This is a genomic window from Candidatus Methylobacter oryzae (genome assembly GCF_003994235.2).
Lineage (GTDB): Bacteria > Pseudomonadota > Gammaproteobacteria > Methylococcales > Methylomonadaceae > Methylobacter_A > Methylobacter_A oryzae.
In genome coordinates this window covers 49442-70142 of record NZ_RYFG02000109.1, presented here as the reverse complement: position 1 = coordinate 70142, position 20701 = coordinate 49442, and the positions used below count along the sequence as shown (strand labels likewise).

The following is a 20701-nucleotide window of genomic DNA, read 5'->3' as shown; positions in this document are numbered from 1 at the left end:
AAAGACGAAAGGTGTTTTTTCGCCTTATACTTTTTGCCTTTCGTCTGATTTTATTCTTTATTAAGCTGCAAAACGGCTAGAAATGCTTCTTGAGGAATCTCAATATTGCCGACCTGCTTCATTCGTTTCTTTCCGGCTTTTTGCTTCTCGAGCAATTTTTTCTTACGGCTAATATCGCCGCCGTAACATTTTGCAATCACATTCTTCCGCATTGCTTTAACGGTGGATCGAGCAATAATCTTGGAACCGATGGCAGCCTGTATCGCCACTTCATACATTTGCCGCGGAATCAGATCTTTCATCTTCTCAACCAAGTCCCGCCCCCGGTTTTGACTGAGATCGCGATGCACGATAATAGACAGCGCATCAACCTTCTCGGAGTTAATCAGCACGTCCAACTTGACCAGCTCAGCCGGCTGGAAACGCAAAAACTCGTAGTCAAACGATGCGAACCCCCGACTCACGGACTTCAATCGATCGAAGAAATCCAGCACTACTTCACTGAGCGGCATTTCATAATGCAGCGACACCTGCCTGCCAACGTACTGCATGTCTTTCTGAACACCGCGTTTTTCTATACACAACGTGATGACACCTCCCAGATAAGTTTCAGGAACAAGGATATTAGCCCGGATAATAGGCTCCCTGATTTCTTTGATAGTTCCCATATCCGGCAGTTTAGCCGGATTATCAATCATCAAAACTTGCTCGTTCTGGGTAATGACTTCATAGACAACGGTAGGCGCTGTCGTAATCAGGTCGACATCGTATTCTCTTTCCAATCGCTCCTGCACAATCTCCATGTGCAGCATGCCGAGAAAACCGCAACGAAAACCAAAGCCCAATGCTTGGGACGTTTCCGGTTCAAAGTTTAAGGACGCGTCATTAAGCTTTAACTTATTGAGAGCCTCGCGCAAATCTTCATAATGATCGGAACTGACCGGATACAATCCGGCAAAAACGCGCGGTTGCACCCGTTGGAATCCAGTAAGCTGCTCGGGAGCAGGCTTATCCGTCCAGGTAATGGTATCGCCGACCGGCGCACCGAAAATATCTTTAATGCCGGCCACGACAAACCCGACTTCACCGGTGTTTAAAACTTCTTTTTCCAGACGTTTCGGCGTAAAAACCCCAACCTTCTCAGCGATAAACGACTTACCGGTGGACATGATAGTGATCTTTTGTTTTCTACGGATACTACCATGCACGATCCTGACCAGCGACACCACGCCCAGATAGCTATCAAACCAGGAGTCGATAATCAACGCCTGCAACGGCCCGTCTATATCGCCTTTCGGTGGAGGAATCTTAATTACCAGTTGCTCCAGCACATCCTCAACACCCAAGCCCGTTTTAGCGCTGATCATCAACGCCTCGTCGGCAGGAATACCGATCACCTCTTCAATTTCCGCCTGCACCCGCGCAGGTTCGGCAGAAGGCAAATCGATTTTATTCAGCACCGGCACAACTTCCAAACCTTGTTCTATCGCCGTATAACAGTTGGCAACGCTTTGCGCCTCAACGCCTTGCGCGGCATCAACGACCAGCAACGCGCCTTCGCAAGCAGCTAAAGACCTGGAAACTTCATAAGAAAAATCCACATGCCCAGGGGTATCGATAAAATTAAGCTGATAAGTTTCGCCGTCTTTCGCTTTAAAATCCAGCGTAACACTCTGGGCTTTAATCGTAATACCCCGCTCTTTTTCTATATCCATTGAATCAAGTACTTGCGCGGACATCTCCCTAGCGCTTAAGCCACCGCAAATTTGAATAAACCGATCCGCAAGCGTCGATTTACCGTGATCAATATGAGCGATAATGGAAAAATTTCTTATATGTTTTAAATCCACTTGTATTTCAACTTGTTATAATAGTATTAATGCATCGCGCCAAACATTGCCAATAATTAAGTATAAATGAAGATGTCTCAATAAAAAGCCAAGCTCTTGGCAAACCACTCCCTGCGCCACTCTGCTTTCCGCATCCATACTAAGCAACATCTCCACAATGCTTACCATTACCCTATTTGCACGCCTGTGTTAACTGAATATTGTAACAGATTTAGGCCCACTCGAAGCCTACTTTCACCACTTAATCTTAAGGAAGCAGTCGAGTCATCGCAAAGCTATTGTATTTTCGATGCAAAGAAGAATCAGTTTCTGTAGGCGATACAATAACCTTACAAGTTGGACCACAAGATGGCCCTTGACTCAAAGATAGAGAAAAGCAGCAAAGCGCCCGATAACTCGACGCGACGCATTGGCAAACCGAAGAAAGACTTTGAATTTTTATATCGCACAGCAAGAACCCACTTAAAATAAACAGGCCGCGGTTGCTTTGCAATATAGAAAAGATGGTACGAATGGAGAGACTCGAACTCTCACAGGATAACCTACTGGAACCTAAATCCAGCGCGTCTACCAGTTCCGCCACATTCGCATTTTGAGTGAACTTAGAATTATATCTGCAATTACATCAGCTCGGCAAGTTATAAATTCAAAACCCGTAAAGAATTAAAAGATCATTACTTAAAAAACATCCACTTACTCACAATTTTCCAACAAAATTAAAATTCAGTCTTTGCATATTATCCATACTGGATGTAGTATTACTTTTGAGCTAATTCAATGTATAAGGGGGTAGAACATGAATATCTCACCAACCACCAGTGCAGTTAATTTAATAAACACTGCACAACATAAAGCTGCGGACTCGGCTCAAGTAATCGCTAAATTGCCCATGCAAAACGGCGAAGTCGGCAGTTCGGAGTTCAATTCCAACGATATTATTAAACCGGTACTGAGCTTGAAAGATGCAGAACTGGAAACTTCTGCCGCAGTCAAATTGCTTGAAGCCGATAAAAAGACAATTGGGTCCCTACTGGATATAAAAGGTTAAGACACCACTCATCCAGATACCAAAACATCAACGCCCAAGCGCCTGATCTCCTCGGCGAACATATTCAGCACCTCTACCGGCAACTTCTCCAGCCGACCGGATTCCGGCTGGAGCGATGGCCGCGCAATCGTATACAGCATCACCCCTTTTAACACACAACTTTCTGTTTTAAGCCTTTTCAGCAAATCAAGAAAAGCATTTCTTTCTTGCAAAGACAAGCCGCGCTTATCGTAATCCAATAAACATGTTTGCAATCTTGTCGGACATAGCCTTGCAGAAAGCAATAAATTTTTGACGCTTGCTTGAAGCCCCCGCCCCGCATTATTCATTAAACCCCTGCCTTCTTCGGTAGCGCTGTCCAACTTAAACCATACCTCTCCGCCATATTCGTTTAACTTTTTCAATCCACTTTGGACGCCTGGCCGATGAACCAAGCTTCCATTCGTGATCAACACAAAATTACTTTGAGGAAAAACCCCTGCTTCTGTTGCCACCCTGCCGATTAAAGCCACAGCCTTATCAAAATCCCTTACACTGGTTGATTCACCGTTACCGGAGATAGCAATATCCTTAATTACCCTCTTATCTTCATCCACCTGGAAGCGACGATAGAAATCTCCATATAGCACATCGTCAAGAAAAAACCGCAACTCGTCTTCCAGCAACTGAAAATCCAAATCCGGCGCGGCGCCGGCTTTTAAATCGGGCACCTGGCAATAAATGCAGCGCCAGTTGCACGCATTATTGATATTAAAATTAATGCCGATAGACAAACCGCCCGCGCGCCTGGAAAGTACAGGATAGACATACTTTAAACCGGCAATGTCCCGGCTATGATTGCTTGTTGTTAATACTGCCATAATTCTCTTTATGAAAACCTACGGAATATATTGCCCCAATAAAAAAAGCCCCAGCTTTTATACTGAGGCTTTCTTTGCTCCCTAACAGGCTAACATCCGCTTAGCTTATTTTAACCAAGACCTCACCGCGCCCCATTTCCGACATATCGCCGGCATAACGCCGCACCCGGTTAAAGGACGCCGAACTATCGGCAAATTTGGAATTAAGCTTTTTAAACGACGCAAACAATATCGGCAAAAACGCCAAGGTATGCGCGCCGCAATCATTAAATCTTGCCGATGCTTGCGGCTGATTCCATAACAGCAACGTGCCCCGGCGCATTGCATATCCCAAATAATTGCCGGTTTGCCCCATGACCGCGATAGTACCCGCAGTCATTCGAGATCCGCAATAATCGCCTGCACTGCCCTCAATCAGGATATTACCGCGGCGCATATGATCGCCGGCACGTTCGCCGACATTGCCTTTAACCAGGATAGTCCCGCCTTTCATACCCATTTTATTGCCCGGCAAAGCCGCACCCAAAAAGTCTCCGGCATTACCATTAACGGTTATAAAGCCTTTCTTCATTTCGCAGGCCGCATAAAGACCAACATCGCCCAAAACAGCAATTTCGCCGGACTTCATACCCAAACCAAGATAAGCCCCCGCATCGCCTTCAATCGTTATGCGCCCGCCTTCCAGCTCTTTGCCGATAAAATCGAGCTTACTAAAGCTGTTTTTGATAACAATATCTTGCGCATCGCTACCGGTAACATCGAACAACTGATCGACACGCACTTTGCGTTTACCATTTTGCAAAGTAAGCGCGCCAATTTCAGCAAGCGTCATATCGGCTAGTTTTTGGCAGACCAACGGCGACATATCAACACGCTGATCCGGTTTACATTTCAGCGTAAAGGTTAAAGCGCTCATGCCATAATCTCCTGTAAGTGAAAGTGGAACGGTCCCAGCTTGCCACCGTAATTACCCGCACTAATGCGTTTAATGCCGTTCGCAGCACCTAAATCGCAAACCGCCTGAATACCGACACGCATGGCTTTATCGATGTCTTCTTTGCTTAAACCGTCAATCACGATCTCCATAACCGATTCGACTTCCGGCGAAAGATCGGTTTTGGTCATGCCTTTTAACGTCGGACAGAACGCATCGTTGGTAGACGCCCCCAAAGCCTTATATTTAGACCCAACCTTGGAACCGGAGCGCACCACCCCCCCCGGAAAAGGCATAATCACATTCGGAATTTTACGCATTTCTTCAATGGCCGCCTCACAGGCCGCCAAGGCTTGCGGTTGCGACTCGGCCAATACCAGAAAATTACCGCCGCCGACAGCATCGACTTGTCCTGTGGTCGCTTCGGCCAAGAATTCGCCATCCATGACCGGGATACGCCAGTAACGCTTACCGTCGATCAATTTAGCCACTTGAAAACCGTCGCCGAAATAACGCAGGTTTTTACCCAACGCTATTCGCGTACCGCCATCGATACCTGCAAACAAAGCCGAGGTCGGCGATGTCAACACACACTGCCCTGCCCGCGTTTCAAGTTGTTTAGCCAATCCTTTCCCGCCCATCGCAAAAATCATGATCGAAACACCGGGACGGCCGTCAGGGGTTTCGGACGGATCGAGAACCCGCTCAATTCCCGCCTCACAACCGCAGGCAATCACCGACGTGGCAAAGCCGGTCATCGCTTGGGCTGAAATCATCGCCCATTTTTCATTTTGCGCGGTGATGATCGCGCGAGTCGCTTTCATCGGAAACGCTTCGGCGAAAGTCGCATCTATAGCTACGCCATTAATGATCATGCCACATCTCCTTTAAGCGGATGCACAGTCAAACTGCCGCGTCCATCCTCTGTTATCTCGTCATCGCTGATTTTAAAGTTGCCTAATTTCATAGTCAGAAAGCGGTCAAAATAGGCTTGCAAATCCTTTTCCACCGACAAATCATAATCCGGCTTAACCACGTGAGTTGTGCCCCACTTGGTATGAACCACTTTGCCGTCAACCACCACCAATTCACCGTCTTTAAACACATAATCCGGTTTTTCGAACATCTTCTGCCGATCGGCGTTATCGGTATAAACGGTAATGTCGGCCCAGTTGCCGGCGCTCAAGCCGCCGCGGTCTTGCAGACCAATCAATCTGGCCGCACCGGCGCGAGTCATAATCGCAATTTCCTGCAAACTGTATTCGCGGTCGATGGACGCCAACGTCGTCATCTTCTGCGCTTCAGGATGAATCGTAGCCAATACGTCGTTACGGAAACTTCTGTCCATCAACAAACGGATCAAATGCGGGTAGCTGGTGAACGGCGCACCGTTCGGATGGTCCGTGGTCAGGAAAATACGCCAAGGATCGTCAACCAACAAGAAAGTCTCCAAACCAATCGCCCATTGCAGCGCATTGACGAAGTTTTGATCCTTGTATTTAAACGGTACCACACCGCAGCCCGCGTCGCATTCAATATCCATCGTCACCCATTTATTCGGGCTGGCATGCTTATAATTGGCATGTTGACGCATGTTATCGCCGGACGCGGTTACGGTTTGCCCAAACAGAATCTGACCGACGTCAATAGTGATATTCTTGTTTTTATTGACGGCTTCGGCAATCTGCGCCGCACCGGACGAAAACTTGAAATCCCCTTCGGTGCCGTAACTATGGAACTGGATATGAGTCAAATGCATCGGCAGACCGCCTATGCCCTGGATCGTATTCAGCGTGGTATCCATATTGCCGGGCACGCCCAGGTTGCAACCGTGCACGTGCAGCGGATGGCTTACGCCTAATTCTTTGATGGCCGTCGCCAATACTTGCAAAATTTCACGCGGGGTTACGCCGTAATGGCTATTTTGTTCATCCAGATCCAGCTTGCGCTGGTTAAACTTAAACGCATTAATGCCGCCGGGATTAACGACTTTAACGCCAATCGCCTTAGCGGCCTGCATCGTAAAAGCAACATAATCGTTAATCGCTTTCTGGTCTTTTTTCGCCGTCAACATGCGCAGCAAATAATCGTCGCTGCCCAATAACACATAGCCGCCTTTGTCCAAAATCGGAATATCGGCCATTTCCATATGCGCCTGACGTGCGTTGACCGGCAATACCGCGGGCTCGAAACCGGCCGTATAGCCCATTTCCGCATAACGGTAACCGGTCACGAAGGTGCTGGGCATCGCATGGCCGCAGCCGGAACGGCAAATATCGGTACGGTGAACGGGATCCTGGCGATGGTCTTCCGGCAGCAGCGTCCGGGCAATATTGCCTTTACCGCCGCCGATATGCGTGTGCATGTCAATCGCGCCGGACATTACGATCTTGCCGTTTAAATCGTATTCCTTATCGACTTTAAAATCGCCAACCGGCTTATTGACGACGCGTCCGTCCTGAATGTAAATATCCTGTTTTACGCCATCGATCCCGCTGGCAGGATCATAAACAGCCCCGCCTGTTAATTTAATCAACATATTACTTACCTACAATGCTTGTTCAATGGCATGAAGTACGTCGAACGTACTGGGCAGGCCGGATTCGCGCAACTTTTTCAAGCGTATCGCAACCACGTTATCCATACGGTAAGCGTGGCCGGCATGGTCGATGCCCGGCGTACCGACTGGAATAAACACATCCGGTTCTTTGGCAAAAGTCATTCCGGAACGCCCCACGACAATCGTCGGCAAATCCGTTACCGGCGGCACGGCCTTCGCATTGAATGCCTGAACCCAAACCAGCGCATCCGCCTCGCCATTGTTCAACAGAAAATTAGTATCGTTCAAATAAGGATCGTACTCGGGAAAGCCGCTGGAAAAGCGTGTACGCGCCGGATAACCGGTCGTCCAACCGCAAACCTGGTTGGCTGTCTGATCGCCTTCCTTACCGCCTAACGGCAAACCGGAGCTACGGGTGTCCAGATTATTAATATCTTTAATCATTTCGGAAAGCGTCTGCACTGTCAGTTCAGCTTGGCTATACGCCAACGCGCCGGCTGCCCAGGTGACTACGCTATAGCTTGCCGCTTTCAGTTTATCGGCAATTGCCTGCAAATCGGCCACGGCAATACCGCCGACCGAATCGACGCGAATCGGATTGCCTTTAACCAGCGCTCTTAAGACTGCGATAACATCCGGCAAATCGCCGTTGGTGCATTCAAAAACCGATGCTTTCCGGCCGCCAGGCGAGGTCGATGCATTACCGGAAGGCGCTTTACCCAAGTAGATAATTTCGCGCTTGCCGGTATCGTCCAGGAACATGGATTCTTCATTCCATAGATAACGCTCGAAAAATCGCGGTGAGAAACTTTCCAGATCGACGCCGACCACTAGTAATAAATCACAGCGGTTTTTCACTTCCGCCAGCGTCGTATTCATCCAGCCGGAGTCTTGCAACGCGAGAAAATTATTGCGCGCCCCGGTAAAATTCATATTATCGACCACTGCGCCGCTACGGTCGGCCAAAGCCAACAACGCCCGCATGCCGTTCACGTCTGTCGCACAACCGCCGATAACAGGCTGGTTAGTATCCTTTAACAACGCCGCAGCCTTTGCGACGGCCGCCTCCAGGCTGACCTCTTTACCATCGACCCGGGCACTGGTATCGGTAATAGCCTGTTCAAAAGCGGGAGAATTAACCGCACAGCCGTTTTCAACCACTTTTAGCGATACGCCGTTAACCTGAATAGTCAGGTCATCGGTGCCTATACCGCAAAAAGGGCTAGGTACTTCAGTTATCTCAGCCATAGAGCTGTCCTTTTGTTAGTCACTACATTACTGTTATTGTGACAGATGCCCTTTATTCGTACAACCTCGGCACTTGCCCGGCTCGTCGTTTATCCAAGAGTTTCATCCGCTTAGTTATCTATCGTATTACGGCTGGTACCGGCTCAAACGATGCGCCCAAATATAATCCGCCGACTGATAGTAAGCCATATTCTCGGTTACCAGCGAATCGGCGGCGCTCATATCCAACGGCTTGTGCGCGCCCAAAGGATCGTCGACTACATCGACTTTTTGCTGAGGCGATAAATACACCAGCTTATTATCTTTAAACAGCCCCAGCTTCTGGTAATTACTGACCAGCGCCCGGCCTTCTTCTTTACGCATCCGCATAATATCGTGCCCATAAAACTGGCTTTCATAGCTAATATTTAGAAACCCAAGCACAGTCGGAGCAACGTCAATCTGACTAGACACGGTATCGTTTCTTACTGCCGGCACATGCTTCGGCGAATAGATAAACAGCGGGATATGGTATTTATCGACGGGCAACTCTGTTTTGCGCGCGCTGCCGGCGCAATGGTCGGCTACCATCACAAACACGGTATTATCGAACCAAGGCTTGGCTTTGGCCTGTTCGATGAATTGATGTATCGCAAAGTCGGTATATTTAACCGCGCCTTGCCGGCTGCCTTGCGGCAAGTCGATCTTACCGTCAGGATAAGTGTAAGGCCGATGATTACTGGTCGTCATGATCTGAAAGAAGAACGGCTTATTATTTTGAAAATCCTTATCGGCTTCTTTTAAAGTACGGTTAAAAATAATGTCGTCCGAAACGCCCCAGGCATTGGAGAACGTCATTTCTTCCTCGGTAAAATCGGTTTGATCAACGATGCGATAACCGTTGCCGGAATAAAAGGCGTTCATATTGTCAAAATAACCCCGGCCTCCGTATAAAAATGCAGTATCGTAGCCTTTTTGCTGCAACACCCTGCCAAAGCTGAACAAGTTGCCGTTATCGGGCCGTTTGACAATGGCTTGGCCGGGTGTAGGCGGGATGGATAGCGTTAACGACTCAAGCCCCCTGATGGTGCGGGTGCCGGTTGCATAGAAATTGGTAAACAGCAAACCCTCTTTAAACCACTCATCCATATACGGCGTAATATTCTCTTTATTGCCGAAAGTCGCCAAGAAATCGGCGCTTAAGCTCTCGACAGTAATCAAAATGACATTCAGGCGTTTTTCTTCGCCTGCCGGTTTAACCACGCGTTTGATGTTATATAAACTCCCGGATTCGTCCTCAGCGCCCAGTTGTTTCTTGATTACGCTGGATAATTGTTGATCATCGCCTACCTTGTAAAAATGCCGGTAATCCAGCTCGTTATTTCTAAATGCCGAAAAGAACTGATAAGGACCGTTGGCGGCCAACTCATTAAGATAGGTATTCGTTGAGAACTGGTACCAAGTGGAGCCGACAACAGCGTAGCTGATTACCGGCAACAACAGTAAAGCGCCGCTAATTTTCAATCGCGACAAAAACGGTTCATCCGCATTAAAGGTACGCGACAGCGCTTTCCTTACCGATAAAAAACATAGCACGGTAACGACCAGGATAGCCGACAACAACCAGCCCAAAGGATAGGATTCAATGATGTTACTGACCACCTCATGGGTATAAATCAGGTAATCGACAGCAATAAAATTAAACCTGACCCCAAATTCATCCCAAAAAGTCCATTCCGACAATTCGATAAAAAACAACACGTATAAACAGATAAAAAATACGCTAAAGCTGATTATTTTATGAATCTTGCTTTGATAAAAACGGCTCGGCAGCACCAGCAGATACAGGACGAAAGGGATCAGCAAGTAGCTGAAAAAAGCCAGGTCATGGACGAAGCCAATCACAAAAGCCAGCGCGATCTGGTAAACAGGCGAATCGATGTCGGCCAGTTGTTTAACCAGTAAAGCCACCCTTAGCAAAGCAAAAGTACTTAAATTAATTAATAAAAACAGTAAGACAATAGTGAACCGCGACTTTGAAAACAATGCGTTTGCGCCCATTTGAAGTTGTTACCTGAAAAATAAAATAAAGGGTAGTCGAAAGCTGCCCTGTTAGTGTCAATCACTAATCGATTAGCTGTTATTTTACACTAACGCTTTTACAGTGGAGTTGCTTAATTGCTGAGCTCTAAAATCGTCCGCGCCGATAACGCACTTAGGCCAATGGGCCGATCAAGCGCCGGACTTGTTCGTACAGTTCGGGTAAATCGCCGCGGATGGTTTTCCAAACCAATTCAAAATCCACTTTAAAATACCCGTGAGCAATACGGTTACGCATAGTGTACATAAATATCCAGGGTATTTCAGGATGGGCTTGGGCATAAGCCGGATGATAACGTTCAATGTTGCGCGAGGCCTCGCCAATAATCTCAAAGTTCCTGACCACCGCATCTTGAGTTTTTTCATCCTGCAAAAACGCAACCTCATCTAAATCTTCGACATAACGATGAATACGCTCAATTGCTTCGATGATATGCCCAAGGTAATCGGGAATACGCAGGGCATCTTTTTTACTCATACCGGCTGGGCCTCTTTTATCACTTGATCGCGGAATTTGTCGGGCAATGCTCGGGGCGTCAACACATCAACCGTAACATTAAGCATGCGGGCAACTTCGACTTGAATCTTGGCAATATCCATTAGTGTGGTTTCCGGCGTAGGATCGACCAGCAAGTCCAGATCGCTGTCTTCGGTATCGTCGCCGCGCAGCACCGACCCGAATACGCGCACGTTTTTGACCCGATGGCGCAAGGCGATTTCGCGGATCGCGTCGCGGTGAATTTGCAGCGCTATTGATGGACGCATTCAAGGTTCTCCAAGAAAAAATGTTGAAGCGGCATGAAACTCATACAGCAAGCTTGCCTGCCGGCATAATAGCATAGCACGCTGGCTGGGCACGGATGCTGCAGCAATGACGGAGAAAACCGCCTGACTTTTGTTAATACGGTGAGTTACTGCGTTCCTCCCATCCTGCCAAATTGCCCGGCACTAAAATCATCGACGCTAATCGCTGCAAAGCGGGCCTTTTCGGCGGCCACTATCAATTCAGCCTCTTCGTTGCTAATAATAGCCTTGGCGATTGCGATCTGAAGCAGATCCAGAACCGCGCCTTTCGGAAGTTGTTTTTGCTTTTGCGCGGCGTGGATTTTGGCTTCAACCGGCATTGCCGCAAGCACGGCCCGGAAAGCGACTTCAATCCTACCGGTCGCATCGTCGGGCTTATCGTTAATATAAATGCCTTGAGTTAAACGGTCGCGAGTAGCGGAATCGTTCAGCAGCAGCGCCGCAGTCCGGTGAACCAAATGATCGGCCGGCGGCGCACAGGCTTTGCCGGTGGGGAATAGCGCGGCTCGTAACAGATAAGCCGGAAGCCGCATCGGCAGGATATGAAAAATCGCTAGTAACGATTGCTGGGCGCGATACAGGGTTTGCCGGCAGGCCCAATGCAGCAGCGGCAAATCGTCCGGCGGACTGCCTTGATCCCGGTAATGTTTCAGCACGCAAGAGCATAAATACAGGTTACTCAACACGTCGGCAAAGCGCCCGGAGATTCTTTCCTTACGCTTAAGCGAGTTGCCCAGCGTCAGCAATGCAAAATCCGCAGCCAGCGCAAAACCGACGCTAAGCCTCGCAAGCTGACGGAAATAACGTTGCGTATGTTGATCGCCGGGCGCGTTAATAAAACGGGCAGCGCTTAAGCCCAGCCAGATACCTGCGGCCAGATTATGCAATAGGGAACCGATATGCTTAAACAGCACCTCATCGAATTGCTGTAAAGCCAACTCGGGATTCTCCAGGCCCAGAGCTTCCATTTCCCGTTGGATGTAAGGATGGCAACGAATCGCGCCCTGGCCGAAAATCATCATGCTGCGGGTCAGGATATTCGCGCCTTCGACGGTAATGCTGACCGGAATCACCTGGTACATCCGGCCAAGATAGTTTTTAGGCCCCAGGCAAATGCCGGAGCCGCCTTGAATGTCCATGCCGTCGTTAACGACGCGGCGCATCCTTTCGGTCAGTTCGTATTTGATAATCGCCGAAATAACCGACGGTTTTTGCCCGTCATCCAGCGCGGCGGCGGTCACTTTGCGCGCGGCGTCGATAATATAAGTCTGGCCTGCCATGCGCGACAGCGGCTCTTCAATGCCTTCGAACTCGCCTATCGGCAAGTTGAACTGCTTGCGTATCCGGGCATAAGCGCCGCAATTACGGCTGAGCATTTTCGACGCGCCGGCGCTAAGAGCCGGCAACGATACGGCCCTGCCGGTCGCCAAACATTGCATCAGCATCCGCCAGCCGTTGCCGACCTGCTGTTTGCCGCCGATAATCCAGTCCATCGGGATAAATACGTCCTTGCCCCAATTCGGGCCGTTCTGGAACGCCGAATCCAGCGGAAAGTGGCGTCTGCCTATTGAAACACCAGGGGTATTGGTCGGAATCAGCGCAACGGTAATGCCGATGTTTTCGTTGTCGCCGAGCAAATGATTCGGATCGTAGAGCTTGAATGCCAAACCCAGCACCGTGGCAACCGGCCCTAAAGTGATATAGCGCTTTTCCCAATTGAGCCGGATGCCCAGCACGTTGTCTTTGCCTTCGAATTTGCCGTAACAGACGATGCCGGTATCGGGCATCGCTCCGGCATCGCTGCCCGCATGGGGGCCGGTTAATGCAAACGCCGGTATTTCCTCGCCTGTTGCCAAACGCGGCAGATAATGATTTTTCTGCTGCTCGGTGCCGTATAACAGCAATAATTTGGCCGGTCCCAACGAATTGGGCACCATCACGGTAACGGCAGCGGTAGCGCAGCGGCTGGAGATTTTCATCACCGCTTCGGAATGCGCATAGTCGCTGAACTCCAGGCCGCCGTAGCGCTTCGGTATGATCATGCCGCAGAATTTATGCTGTTTGATAAAGTCCCATACTTCACCCGGCAAATCGAAGCGATTGCGGGTAATGTCCCAATCGTCCAGCATGCCGCATAACGTCTCGACCGGGCCATTGAGGAAGGCTTGTTCTTCGGCGCTCAATTTCGGCGCGGGCAGATCCAGCAATACCTTCCAATCGGGATTTCCGGAAAATAGCTCTGCATCCCACCAGGTATTGCCCGCTTCCAACGCTTCGCGTTCGGTTTGCGACATTTGCGGCAGCATCGGCTTCATCAACTTGAAAATCGGACGGCTGAATAACAGTTTGCGGATAGCCGGAAAATTCAGCGGGATAAAAACGATGTCGAAAATCACCCAAAGCAAAAATACGAGGATGCCACTTTCAACAGACAAGGAATAAACTCCCAACCATCCGGCTATGACTAATGTAGCCAAATGAATCGACGCGCTGATATAAGCCAGAACGCTGAGGATAATGAGCAATAAGATTAGCCAGGTCATGGAAGACTCCTTAAATCAATTACTTTTGTCCACGAAAGACGCGAAAAGCACGAAAGTTCTTTGTTACGTGAGAAACCATCGGTACGCAGACCTTCCAGGTTTTAAAAACCTGGAAGGTCTAACACGCACCATTCTTAATCAACCGAATTAAACTTTACCCGTCCATTTTTCGTGTCTTTCGTGCTTTTCGTGGACAAAAATCAATTACGCAACGGCTTGCCTGTTTTCAACAGATGCTCCAACCTCGCCAAAGTGCCCGGCTGCCGGACCAAATGCAAAAATGCTTTCAGCTCCAGATTCAACAAATCGTCCTCAGCCAGAGGCTCGGTAATGTCGCAAAGCCCGCCGCTTAAAACATCCGCCAGTTGCCGGGAAATTTCTACGTCATAATCCGTGATCTTGCCGGCCAATTTCAGGTTGTGAATTGCCGCGTCCATTGCCGCCACTGCACTAGCGCCGGGCAACTGAAAAACGGCAGGTTCAGGCTGCGTATAATCCTGCACCAACTTCAACGCCTTAGCTTTGGCATCGGCCAACACGCGGTCTTTGTTCATCGTAATGCCATCGGTCGTGGACAAGAACAACATCTCTTTGGCTTCGGCCGCCGATTTGGAAACCTTTGCCATGCCGATTGTTTCGAATGCCTGGGCAATAGCCGGCATCGGACCGCCCGGCCGTCTCGAAAATGCCAGCCAACGGCGCAAATATTCCTTGCAACCGCCCCAGCCCGGAACCAGCCCCACGCCCACTTCAACCAGTCCGATATATAGCTCCGCATGAGCCTGAATCGCATCGCAATGCAATAAAACTTCGCAACCACCACCCAAAGCCAGTCCCGAAGGCGCGCCAATCACCGGAAACGGTGCGTACTTCAAAGCCCGGTAAGTCTGTTGCCCCTGTTTGATTAATTGTTCTACCTCAGGCCAGTTCCGGTTGTGGATGGCTTGCACCAGCAACGTCAAATTAGCCCCGGCTGAAAAATTGTCCGCATCGTTATGAATAACCAATGCCGAAAAATCGGTTTTAACCTTGTCGACGCTTTGCCGAACCATCGTCAGGCTGTCCATATCCAGCGTATTCATTTTGCTGTGGAACTCCAGGCAGGCAACGCCGTCGCCAATATCCCAGAGGCTGGCAGACGGGTTTTGAAGTACTGCCGGAGCCTGCAATTTAATGTCGGTTAGCAGCAAAATACCGTGATTCCTGCGGACGGGCTGATAATTACCGGCTAAACCGGCATAAAAGCGTTTGCCGGAATCGACCTTGTATAAACTATGCCGATTTGCCAACAATGGCGGCACATCGCGATTCTCAGCCGCCAGCCGGTCGACAAACCAATCCACGCCGATCCGATCCAGCAGCTCGAACGGGCCGTATTTCCAGTTATAACCGAGCCGCATCGCGGTATCGACGGCGACGATGTCATCGGCAATCTCGGGAATCAGGCTGGCGCTATAAGCCAACGTACCGGACAACACTTTCCAGGCGTATTGACTGATTGCATCGTTCCCCAACAAAAATGCCCTTAGCTCATCTTGCGTTTTCGGCGGCTCCGGCAGCGCAAACTTCTCGCTAGCCCGGTAATCGCCGGTTTGCAGGTTGATCGACTCTTTAACGCGCTTGCCGCCGGCTTCATTCAACCGGTAAAAACCGCCCTTGCCTTTCCTGCCGGTGTAACCGCCGTCTATCATCTTTTGGACCAGCTCCGGCAATTGGTTGACCTGATGAAACGCATCCGCTTTCGGCAAGGCCAATTTCATTCCGCCCAGTATATGCGGAATCAAATCGAGCCCGACCAGATCCAGCAGGCCGAACACGCCGGTTTTCGGTATACCGAAAACCGTCATCACCGCATCGGCTTGCTCCACGGTCAAACCCATCTTGAGCGCCTCCAGCAATCCGTACTGCAGCCAGTAAATACCGATACGGTTACCGATAAAACCCGGCGTATCCTTGCAGGTAACGCTGGCTTTACCCAGATGCGTATCGGCAAAACGGCTGAGCGCGTCGACCAATTCGGGCCGGGGTTGCGGCCCTGGAATCAGTTCCAGCAGCCGCATATAGCGGGGCGGATTAAAAAAATGGCTGATCATGAAGCGCTGCTTGAAGCTGTCCGGCATATCGTGGGTTAGCAGCTTCAACGGCAAGGTCGAGGTATTCGATGAAATCAAGGTATCCGGGCGGCAGGCATTATCGAGCTTCCGGTATAGCGCCTGCTTGATGCCAGGATCTTCAATGACTGCTTCAAGCACCCAATCGACATCGCCGAGCCATGTCAGATGGTCTTCGATATTGCCCGGCGTGACCAGCCGGGCGTTATTTTTATGCATGAACGGCGCGGGATCGGCTTTGAGCATTTTGGCAATCGCCGATTCGGCAATGACGTTCCGGTTAGCGCTGTCCTTTGGGACAATATCCAATAACCTTACCGGAATGCCGGCATTGGCGACATGAGCGGCGATAGCGGAACCCATAACACCAGCCCCGATGACTGCAACTTTTTTGATGTCCATTAGATAGCCTCCAAAATAGTCGCAATGCCTTGACCGCCGCCAATACACATGGTCGCAAGGGCAAAACGCTTGTTTTCCCTTTTCAATAGGCTCGCGGCTTTGCCGGTAATTCTGGCACCGGATGCGCCCAACGGATGACCTAAAGCGATTGCGCCGCCGTCCAAGTTCAATTTTTCCGGCGGTATCGGCAAATCTTTAAGCACCGACAACGATTGCGCGGCAAAAGCTTCGTTCAGTTCGACGATGTCGATGTCCTGCAACATCAAACCGGCACGTTGCAAAACTTTATGCGTTGCGCCAACCGGCCCTATGCCCATGATTTCCGGCGCACAACCCGATACCGCAATGGACTTGATTCCGGCAAGTTTTTCCAGGCCGTGGGCGTCTGCATACTCTTCGCTGCATACCAGCACGGCCGCCGCGCCATCGGTTATCGGCGAGGACGTTCCGGCTGTCACGGTACCGTTTTTAAGAAACGCCGGTTGCAGTTCGGCGAGCCCCTCTAATGTAGAATTCCCCCTGACACAGCCGTCGAGCTTAACAATCTCGCCGTCGGGCCGCTTAATCGGAATGATTTCATCGGTAAATGCGCCTCTTTGCTGGGCCGCGGCAGTTTTTTGCTGGCTGGCCAAGCCGAACGCATCCTGGGCCTGGCGATCGATATGATATTGCGCGGCCAGGTTTTCCGCAGTCTCGCCCATGCTCATATAGACTTGCGGATAGGCTTTATAAAGATCGGGATTGGGCAGAAAATTAAAACCGCCCATCGGCACCCGGCTCATCGATTCGACGCCGGCACAGATAAAGACTTCGCCGGCGTTCATCCTGATCATGCCGGCCGCATTATGAATGGCCTGCATTGAGGACCCGCAAAATCGGTTAACGGTGGTGCCGGCTACGCGAACAGGCAACCCGACAAGATGACCGACAATACGCGCCAGATTCATACCCTGTTCGCCTTCAGGAAATGCGCAACCTAAAATTAAATCTTCAATATCCTGCGGGGCAACGCCGGTTTTGTCGATTAAGCCTTTGACAACCTGCGCGGCAAGATCATCCGCCCTGACTTTAGCCAACTGGCCTTTTTGCGCCGGCGTGAAAGGCGACCTGCAATATCCTGCGATAACTACATTTTTCATTTCATCATCTCCTCTATCTGATTCTGTCCACGAAAAGCACGAAAATAGTTAAACCTCATCGTTCCCTCGCTCTTGAGCTCATCGTTATAGACCGCTCTCATCATGAAAACCATCCAACCTAACGTTAGGCAGAAAGCCTAGCACTAGGCAGATCTTCCAGGTTTTTACTGGAGTCGCTCCCGGCAACTCCAGTACTTCTGACTTCCATGGATGGAGGAAATGCCGAGGACTGCCGGGAGCAGTCTCGGCCGCCATCCATGGCAGTCGGTCGCATCGGTTCCCTACCGATTGCGACACTTCCGCCATCCATGGCAGTCGTAAAATCTGGAAGGTCTAACCGGCACAGTCCTGAACAGACAGCACCTTTAATTTAAGAGCGGATACGGCCGATATTTTTTCGTGTCTTTCGTGCTTTTCGTGGACAATGCGCTATCATCTTCTTACACTCAAAGAGCATAAATTTCATTGAGCAGACGAGCTGCTCAACTCAGCTTTAACTCATTAAAAAACTTATCAATCACCCGCCAAGTACCATCGATGTTTTCCATCAAGATACCGTGCCGTTGGGATTTAATAGCTTGAATTTGCTTATATGCCGAACCTAATCTTTCCATAATAATCGGTGCGCTTTTGGGTGAGACAATCGGGTCCTGATCGCCATACAAAATCAAGATAGGCAGGCTAATCTTCGGCAACAGTTCATCAATATGCGCGATTAGCCGCCTCAACTCGTAAAGCGCCCTGACCGGTATATTGTGATAATTGATGTTCGGATGCTCCGGTTCATTCTCAATGAAAGGCTTTACGCCCTCATAAGCCGAAACCCAGCCGACCAGCGTGTTGGTGCCATGTAGTAACGGCACCAGCATATAAGCGGGATTAACGAATCTTAGCGGCACTGAAATAGCCGTCACGCCTAATATTTCGGGAGGCTGTTCAGCAGCCAACTTTAACGCCAACGCGCCGCCCGTGGAAAAACCGACAGCAAAGATACGCGAACAATGCGCCTTAAGAATATCGAAGCCTCGTTGCACGCACCCGTACCAATCCTCCCACGTCTGGTCGCGCAAAGCATAAGGGGATGTACCGTGACCTTTTAAGCGAACGCCTATGACCATATAACCCTGCTGAACCAGATAATCGCCATAAGCTCGTAATTCTGCGGGACTGGCCAGCAACCCGTGAACAAGCAATACGCCTATGCCATTGGCAACTTTAGGCTGGACGAAAAAAGGCGTGGGATCGGCAACAGCAATTTCATGGCCATTGATGTCGACAAATACCGGTTTCGAATAAGCTTGCTTTTCCCAAGCCAGAGTCCGGCATTCGTCTTCAAAATGCCAGGCGGCCAATTTATTTTTACACCCAACGGGCATAAGTTTCGTTTGAGCGGACAAGCCGCTCAACTCAGCTTTATCCGCAACAGAACATTCGGCTATCGCATCGATCAGGGTATCGCGAACCGTATGCAACGGTGCGGCTTCGTTGTTGTAGACGACTATTGGATTTTCCAGGCGAATGCTGTCAAAGTCGGACTCAACGCACAGTTTGGGTAAAAACTGGTAATTGTTTTCGTCTTCGTTGATCAGTCCGGCTTCTTTTGCGGCAGAGATGAAATGCTCGAAGCGCTTATTCGTGGCTTTAAACAGATCGCTGTAATCGTCGGGATTCAGCAGGCTTCGGTGCAAATGAATGACTGTGCTGGATTGCAACGATTTGATAGCAATGTACAGAATCCTGTAAAACTTGCCTTTCTCGATATGCGATTGTCCTTGGCCGACATAATACATGATCAGCGTCGCAGCCAAATGGCTTAAATTGACGGTAACGTTCGCATACATGCCTTCCATGTAGCGATCGCGCAATATTTGCGCGTTGTTTATGAAATCAGCCCCTAATAAACGCTGCCGCCAATTCTGCGGCCTGGAGTTCAACGTAAAAACATCGTCTATCGTATTTATTTCCAGAGCAACTTTGCCGACCAGGTAATGGCTGCGCCAATTCCATACGCTGCAAGGATTAACAGGCGTGCCCATGCGTATATCCATATCGGTGTTCTCCAGCATAATATTGCCTTCAATCAGCAACTCCTCGGACTGGCGTAAGCTCAGGCCGTCGGAAAACAGCTCAACGCTTTTAAACAACAGATTTTCGGAGGAACGGATCGGATAGAACGTAATATTGGCGGGAACCATCAGCGTCGGTTTATTCGCGACGGCAATCAATTGGTCGATACTGTCGATATGCAGCACATCTTTCCATTGCCGCAACAGCGCAATATCGTTTTTGCTATGAGCGTGGCGAACAGCAGCTTTAAAGGTTTCCACGCCTTGGCTTAAAACCGCCGGGCCGGTGTGATGCTTGCGCCGGTTGCCGGTGATACGGGAGAAAATACTGTAATGGCCGTGCTTATCGATCACCCGCCGGTCTTTCACCATGCCGCCTTCGGGAAAAATGATGACTTTGCGGCCGCGTAAAATCTGCCCGGCCAGCAATGGAAATAAGCGTTCATGACTATGAGGAAAAACACCGACACGCTTTAAATACCGTGACAGCACATTGTCTTCTTTAAAGAACTCCCCAGAGGCGATCGAGCAGCTGTAAGCCCCGGTTTTTTCGTAAATAAGAAACTGCGGGATGAACGTTTCAAACCGGGAAAAGTGGTTGAATAGAAAGATGTCGCCTTCCAACACAACCTGAGGATCGGTATGCAAATCGAGCCTGACGCTCAATATATTTTTGACCGCATTAAACAACTTGACCGAGCGATTATAGAGCTTGGTATCTATATCAGGCCAATCATCCTGGTAAGGTGCTTTATTCATACCACCTTCATTGTCTAATGTAGAAAACCGCCATTATGCCTAATATACGTTTTTCATATAACTCGCATAACAACCTATGTATTGGAATTTTTACCACCCCGCACGCCAATTTGGTCATTTTTATTACGTGCAGCACTGGCTGTACAGGTGGCGGCACGAATTATTTGCAGGTGGTTGCCTGCTCTTCTTGGGAATATTTTGACGCCCTTATTCCCACGCAGTGCGTCATTGCTGTTAAGTGAAACGTAAAGACGCACTGCGGGGATTTTAAAGCTCGCGCCGTCCCGGCAAAAATTGG

14 protein-coding genes and 1 tRNA gene are annotated in these 20701 nt (G+C 49.6%); 1 reads left to right on the top strand and 14 read right to left on the bottom strand.

What is annotated here, in order from left to right; genetic code table 11:
- Positions 1–50: 50 nt before the first annotated feature.
- Together lepA and EKO24_RS15705 are read right to left on the bottom strand one after the other, a co-directional pair.
- The gene (lepA, locus tag EKO24_RS15710; protein WP_127028356.1) at positions 51–1850 is read right to left on the bottom strand and encodes a translation elongation factor 4; all 1800 of its coding nucleotides are present in this window, start codon (positions 1848–1850) and stop codon (positions 51–53) included.
- 504 nt (positions 1851–2354) lie between these two features.
- Positions 2355–2439: transfer RNA gene (locus EKO24_RS15705), tRNA-Leu, on the bottom strand.
- Positions 2440–2646: 207 nt separating this feature from the next.
- On the opposite strand from EKO24_RS15705, the gene EKO24_RS15700 reads away from it, so the two are divergent.
- On the top strand, positions 2647–2898 hold the full coding sequence (locus EKO24_RS15700) for a hypothetical protein (protein ID WP_127028357.1): 252 nt from the start codon (positions 2647–2649) through the stop codon (positions 2896–2898).
- A gap of 8 nt (positions 2899–2906) precedes the next feature.
- Here the strand turns inward: EKO24_RS15700 and EKO24_RS15695 are convergent, their stop codons facing one another.
- The 12 genes from EKO24_RS15695 to EKO24_RS15640 all read right to left on the bottom strand — a co-directional run bounded on the left by EKO24_RS15695 (position 2907) and on the right by EKO24_RS15640 (position 20403).
- The gene (locus tag EKO24_RS15695) at positions 2907–3575 is read right to left on the bottom strand and encodes a radical SAM protein (RefSeq protein ID WP_338324013.1); all 669 of its coding nucleotides are present in this window, start codon (positions 3573–3575) and stop codon (positions 2907–2909) included.
- Positions 3576–3858: 283 nt separating this feature from the next.
- Positions 3859–4674: a formylmethanofuran dehydrogenase subunit C gene (locus tag EKO24_RS15690; protein ID WP_127028359.1), complete on the bottom strand. Its 816-nt coding sequence runs from the start codon at positions 4672–4674 to the stop codon at positions 3859–3861.
- Positions 4671–5567 (bottom strand): formylmethanofuran--tetrahydromethanopterin N-formyltransferase, encoded by an 897-nt coding sequence (gene fhcD / locus EKO24_RS15685; RefSeq protein WP_127028360.1) that lies wholly within the window; start codon positions 5565–5567, stop codon positions 4671–4673. The genes EKO24_RS15690 and fhcD overlap by 4 nt, the downstream gene beginning before the upstream one ends.
- Positions 5564–7231: a formylmethanofuran dehydrogenase subunit A gene (locus EKO24_RS15680; protein WP_127028361.1), complete on the bottom strand. Its 1668-nt coding sequence runs from the start codon at positions 7229–7231 to the stop codon at positions 5564–5566. The genes fhcD and EKO24_RS15680 overlap by 4 nt, the downstream gene beginning before the upstream one ends.
- Before the next feature lie 9 nt (positions 7232–7240).
- Positions 7241–8500 carry a formylmethanofuran dehydrogenase subunit B gene (locus tag EKO24_RS15675; RefSeq protein WP_127028362.1) on the bottom strand — a complete coding sequence of 420 codons (1260 nt, stop codon included), beginning with the start codon at positions 8498–8500 and terminating at the stop codon, positions 7241–7243.
- A 126-nt stretch (positions 8501–8626) separates the two neighbouring features.
- Entirely contained in the window at positions 8627–10540 is a 1914-nt protein-coding gene (locus EKO24_RS15670; RefSeq protein ID WP_127028363.1) for an LTA synthase family protein, read from the bottom strand.
- Positions 10541–10694: 154 nt separating this feature from the next.
- Positions 10695–11057 carry a HepT-like ribonuclease domain-containing protein gene (locus tag EKO24_RS15665; protein ID WP_127028364.1) on the bottom strand — a complete coding sequence of 121 codons (363 nt, stop codon included), beginning with the start codon at positions 11055–11057 and terminating at the stop codon, positions 10695–10697.
- A complete protein-coding gene (locus EKO24_RS15660; RefSeq protein ID WP_127028365.1) occupies positions 11054–11344 on the bottom strand; it encodes a nucleotidyltransferase family protein in 291 nt (96 codons plus the stop codon). The genes EKO24_RS15665 and EKO24_RS15660 overlap by 4 nt, the downstream gene beginning before the upstream one ends.
- A gap of 146 nt (positions 11345–11490) precedes the next feature.
- The gene (locus EKO24_RS15655) at positions 11491–13926 is read right to left on the bottom strand and encodes an acyl-CoA dehydrogenase (RefSeq protein ID WP_127028366.1); all 2436 of its coding nucleotides are present in this window, start codon (positions 13924–13926) and stop codon (positions 11491–11493) included.
- Between the two features lie 200 nt (positions 13927–14126).
- Positions 14127–16439: a 3-hydroxyacyl-CoA dehydrogenase/enoyl-CoA hydratase family protein gene (locus EKO24_RS15650; protein ID WP_127028367.1), complete on the bottom strand. Its 2313-nt coding sequence runs from the start codon at positions 16437–16439 to the stop codon at positions 14127–14129.
- A complete protein-coding gene (locus EKO24_RS15645) occupies positions 16439–17578 on the bottom strand; it encodes a thiolase family protein (RefSeq protein ID WP_127028368.1) in 1140 nt (379 codons plus the stop codon). Before EKO24_RS15645 ends, EKO24_RS15650 begins: the two co-directional genes overlap by 1 nt.
- A gap of 482 nt (positions 17579–18060) precedes the next feature.
- On the bottom strand, positions 18061–20403 hold the full coding sequence (locus tag EKO24_RS15640) for an alpha/beta fold hydrolase (RefSeq protein WP_127028369.1): 2343 nt from the start codon (positions 20401–20403) through the stop codon (positions 18061–18063).
- Between the last annotated feature and the right edge of the window lie 298 nt (positions 20404–20701).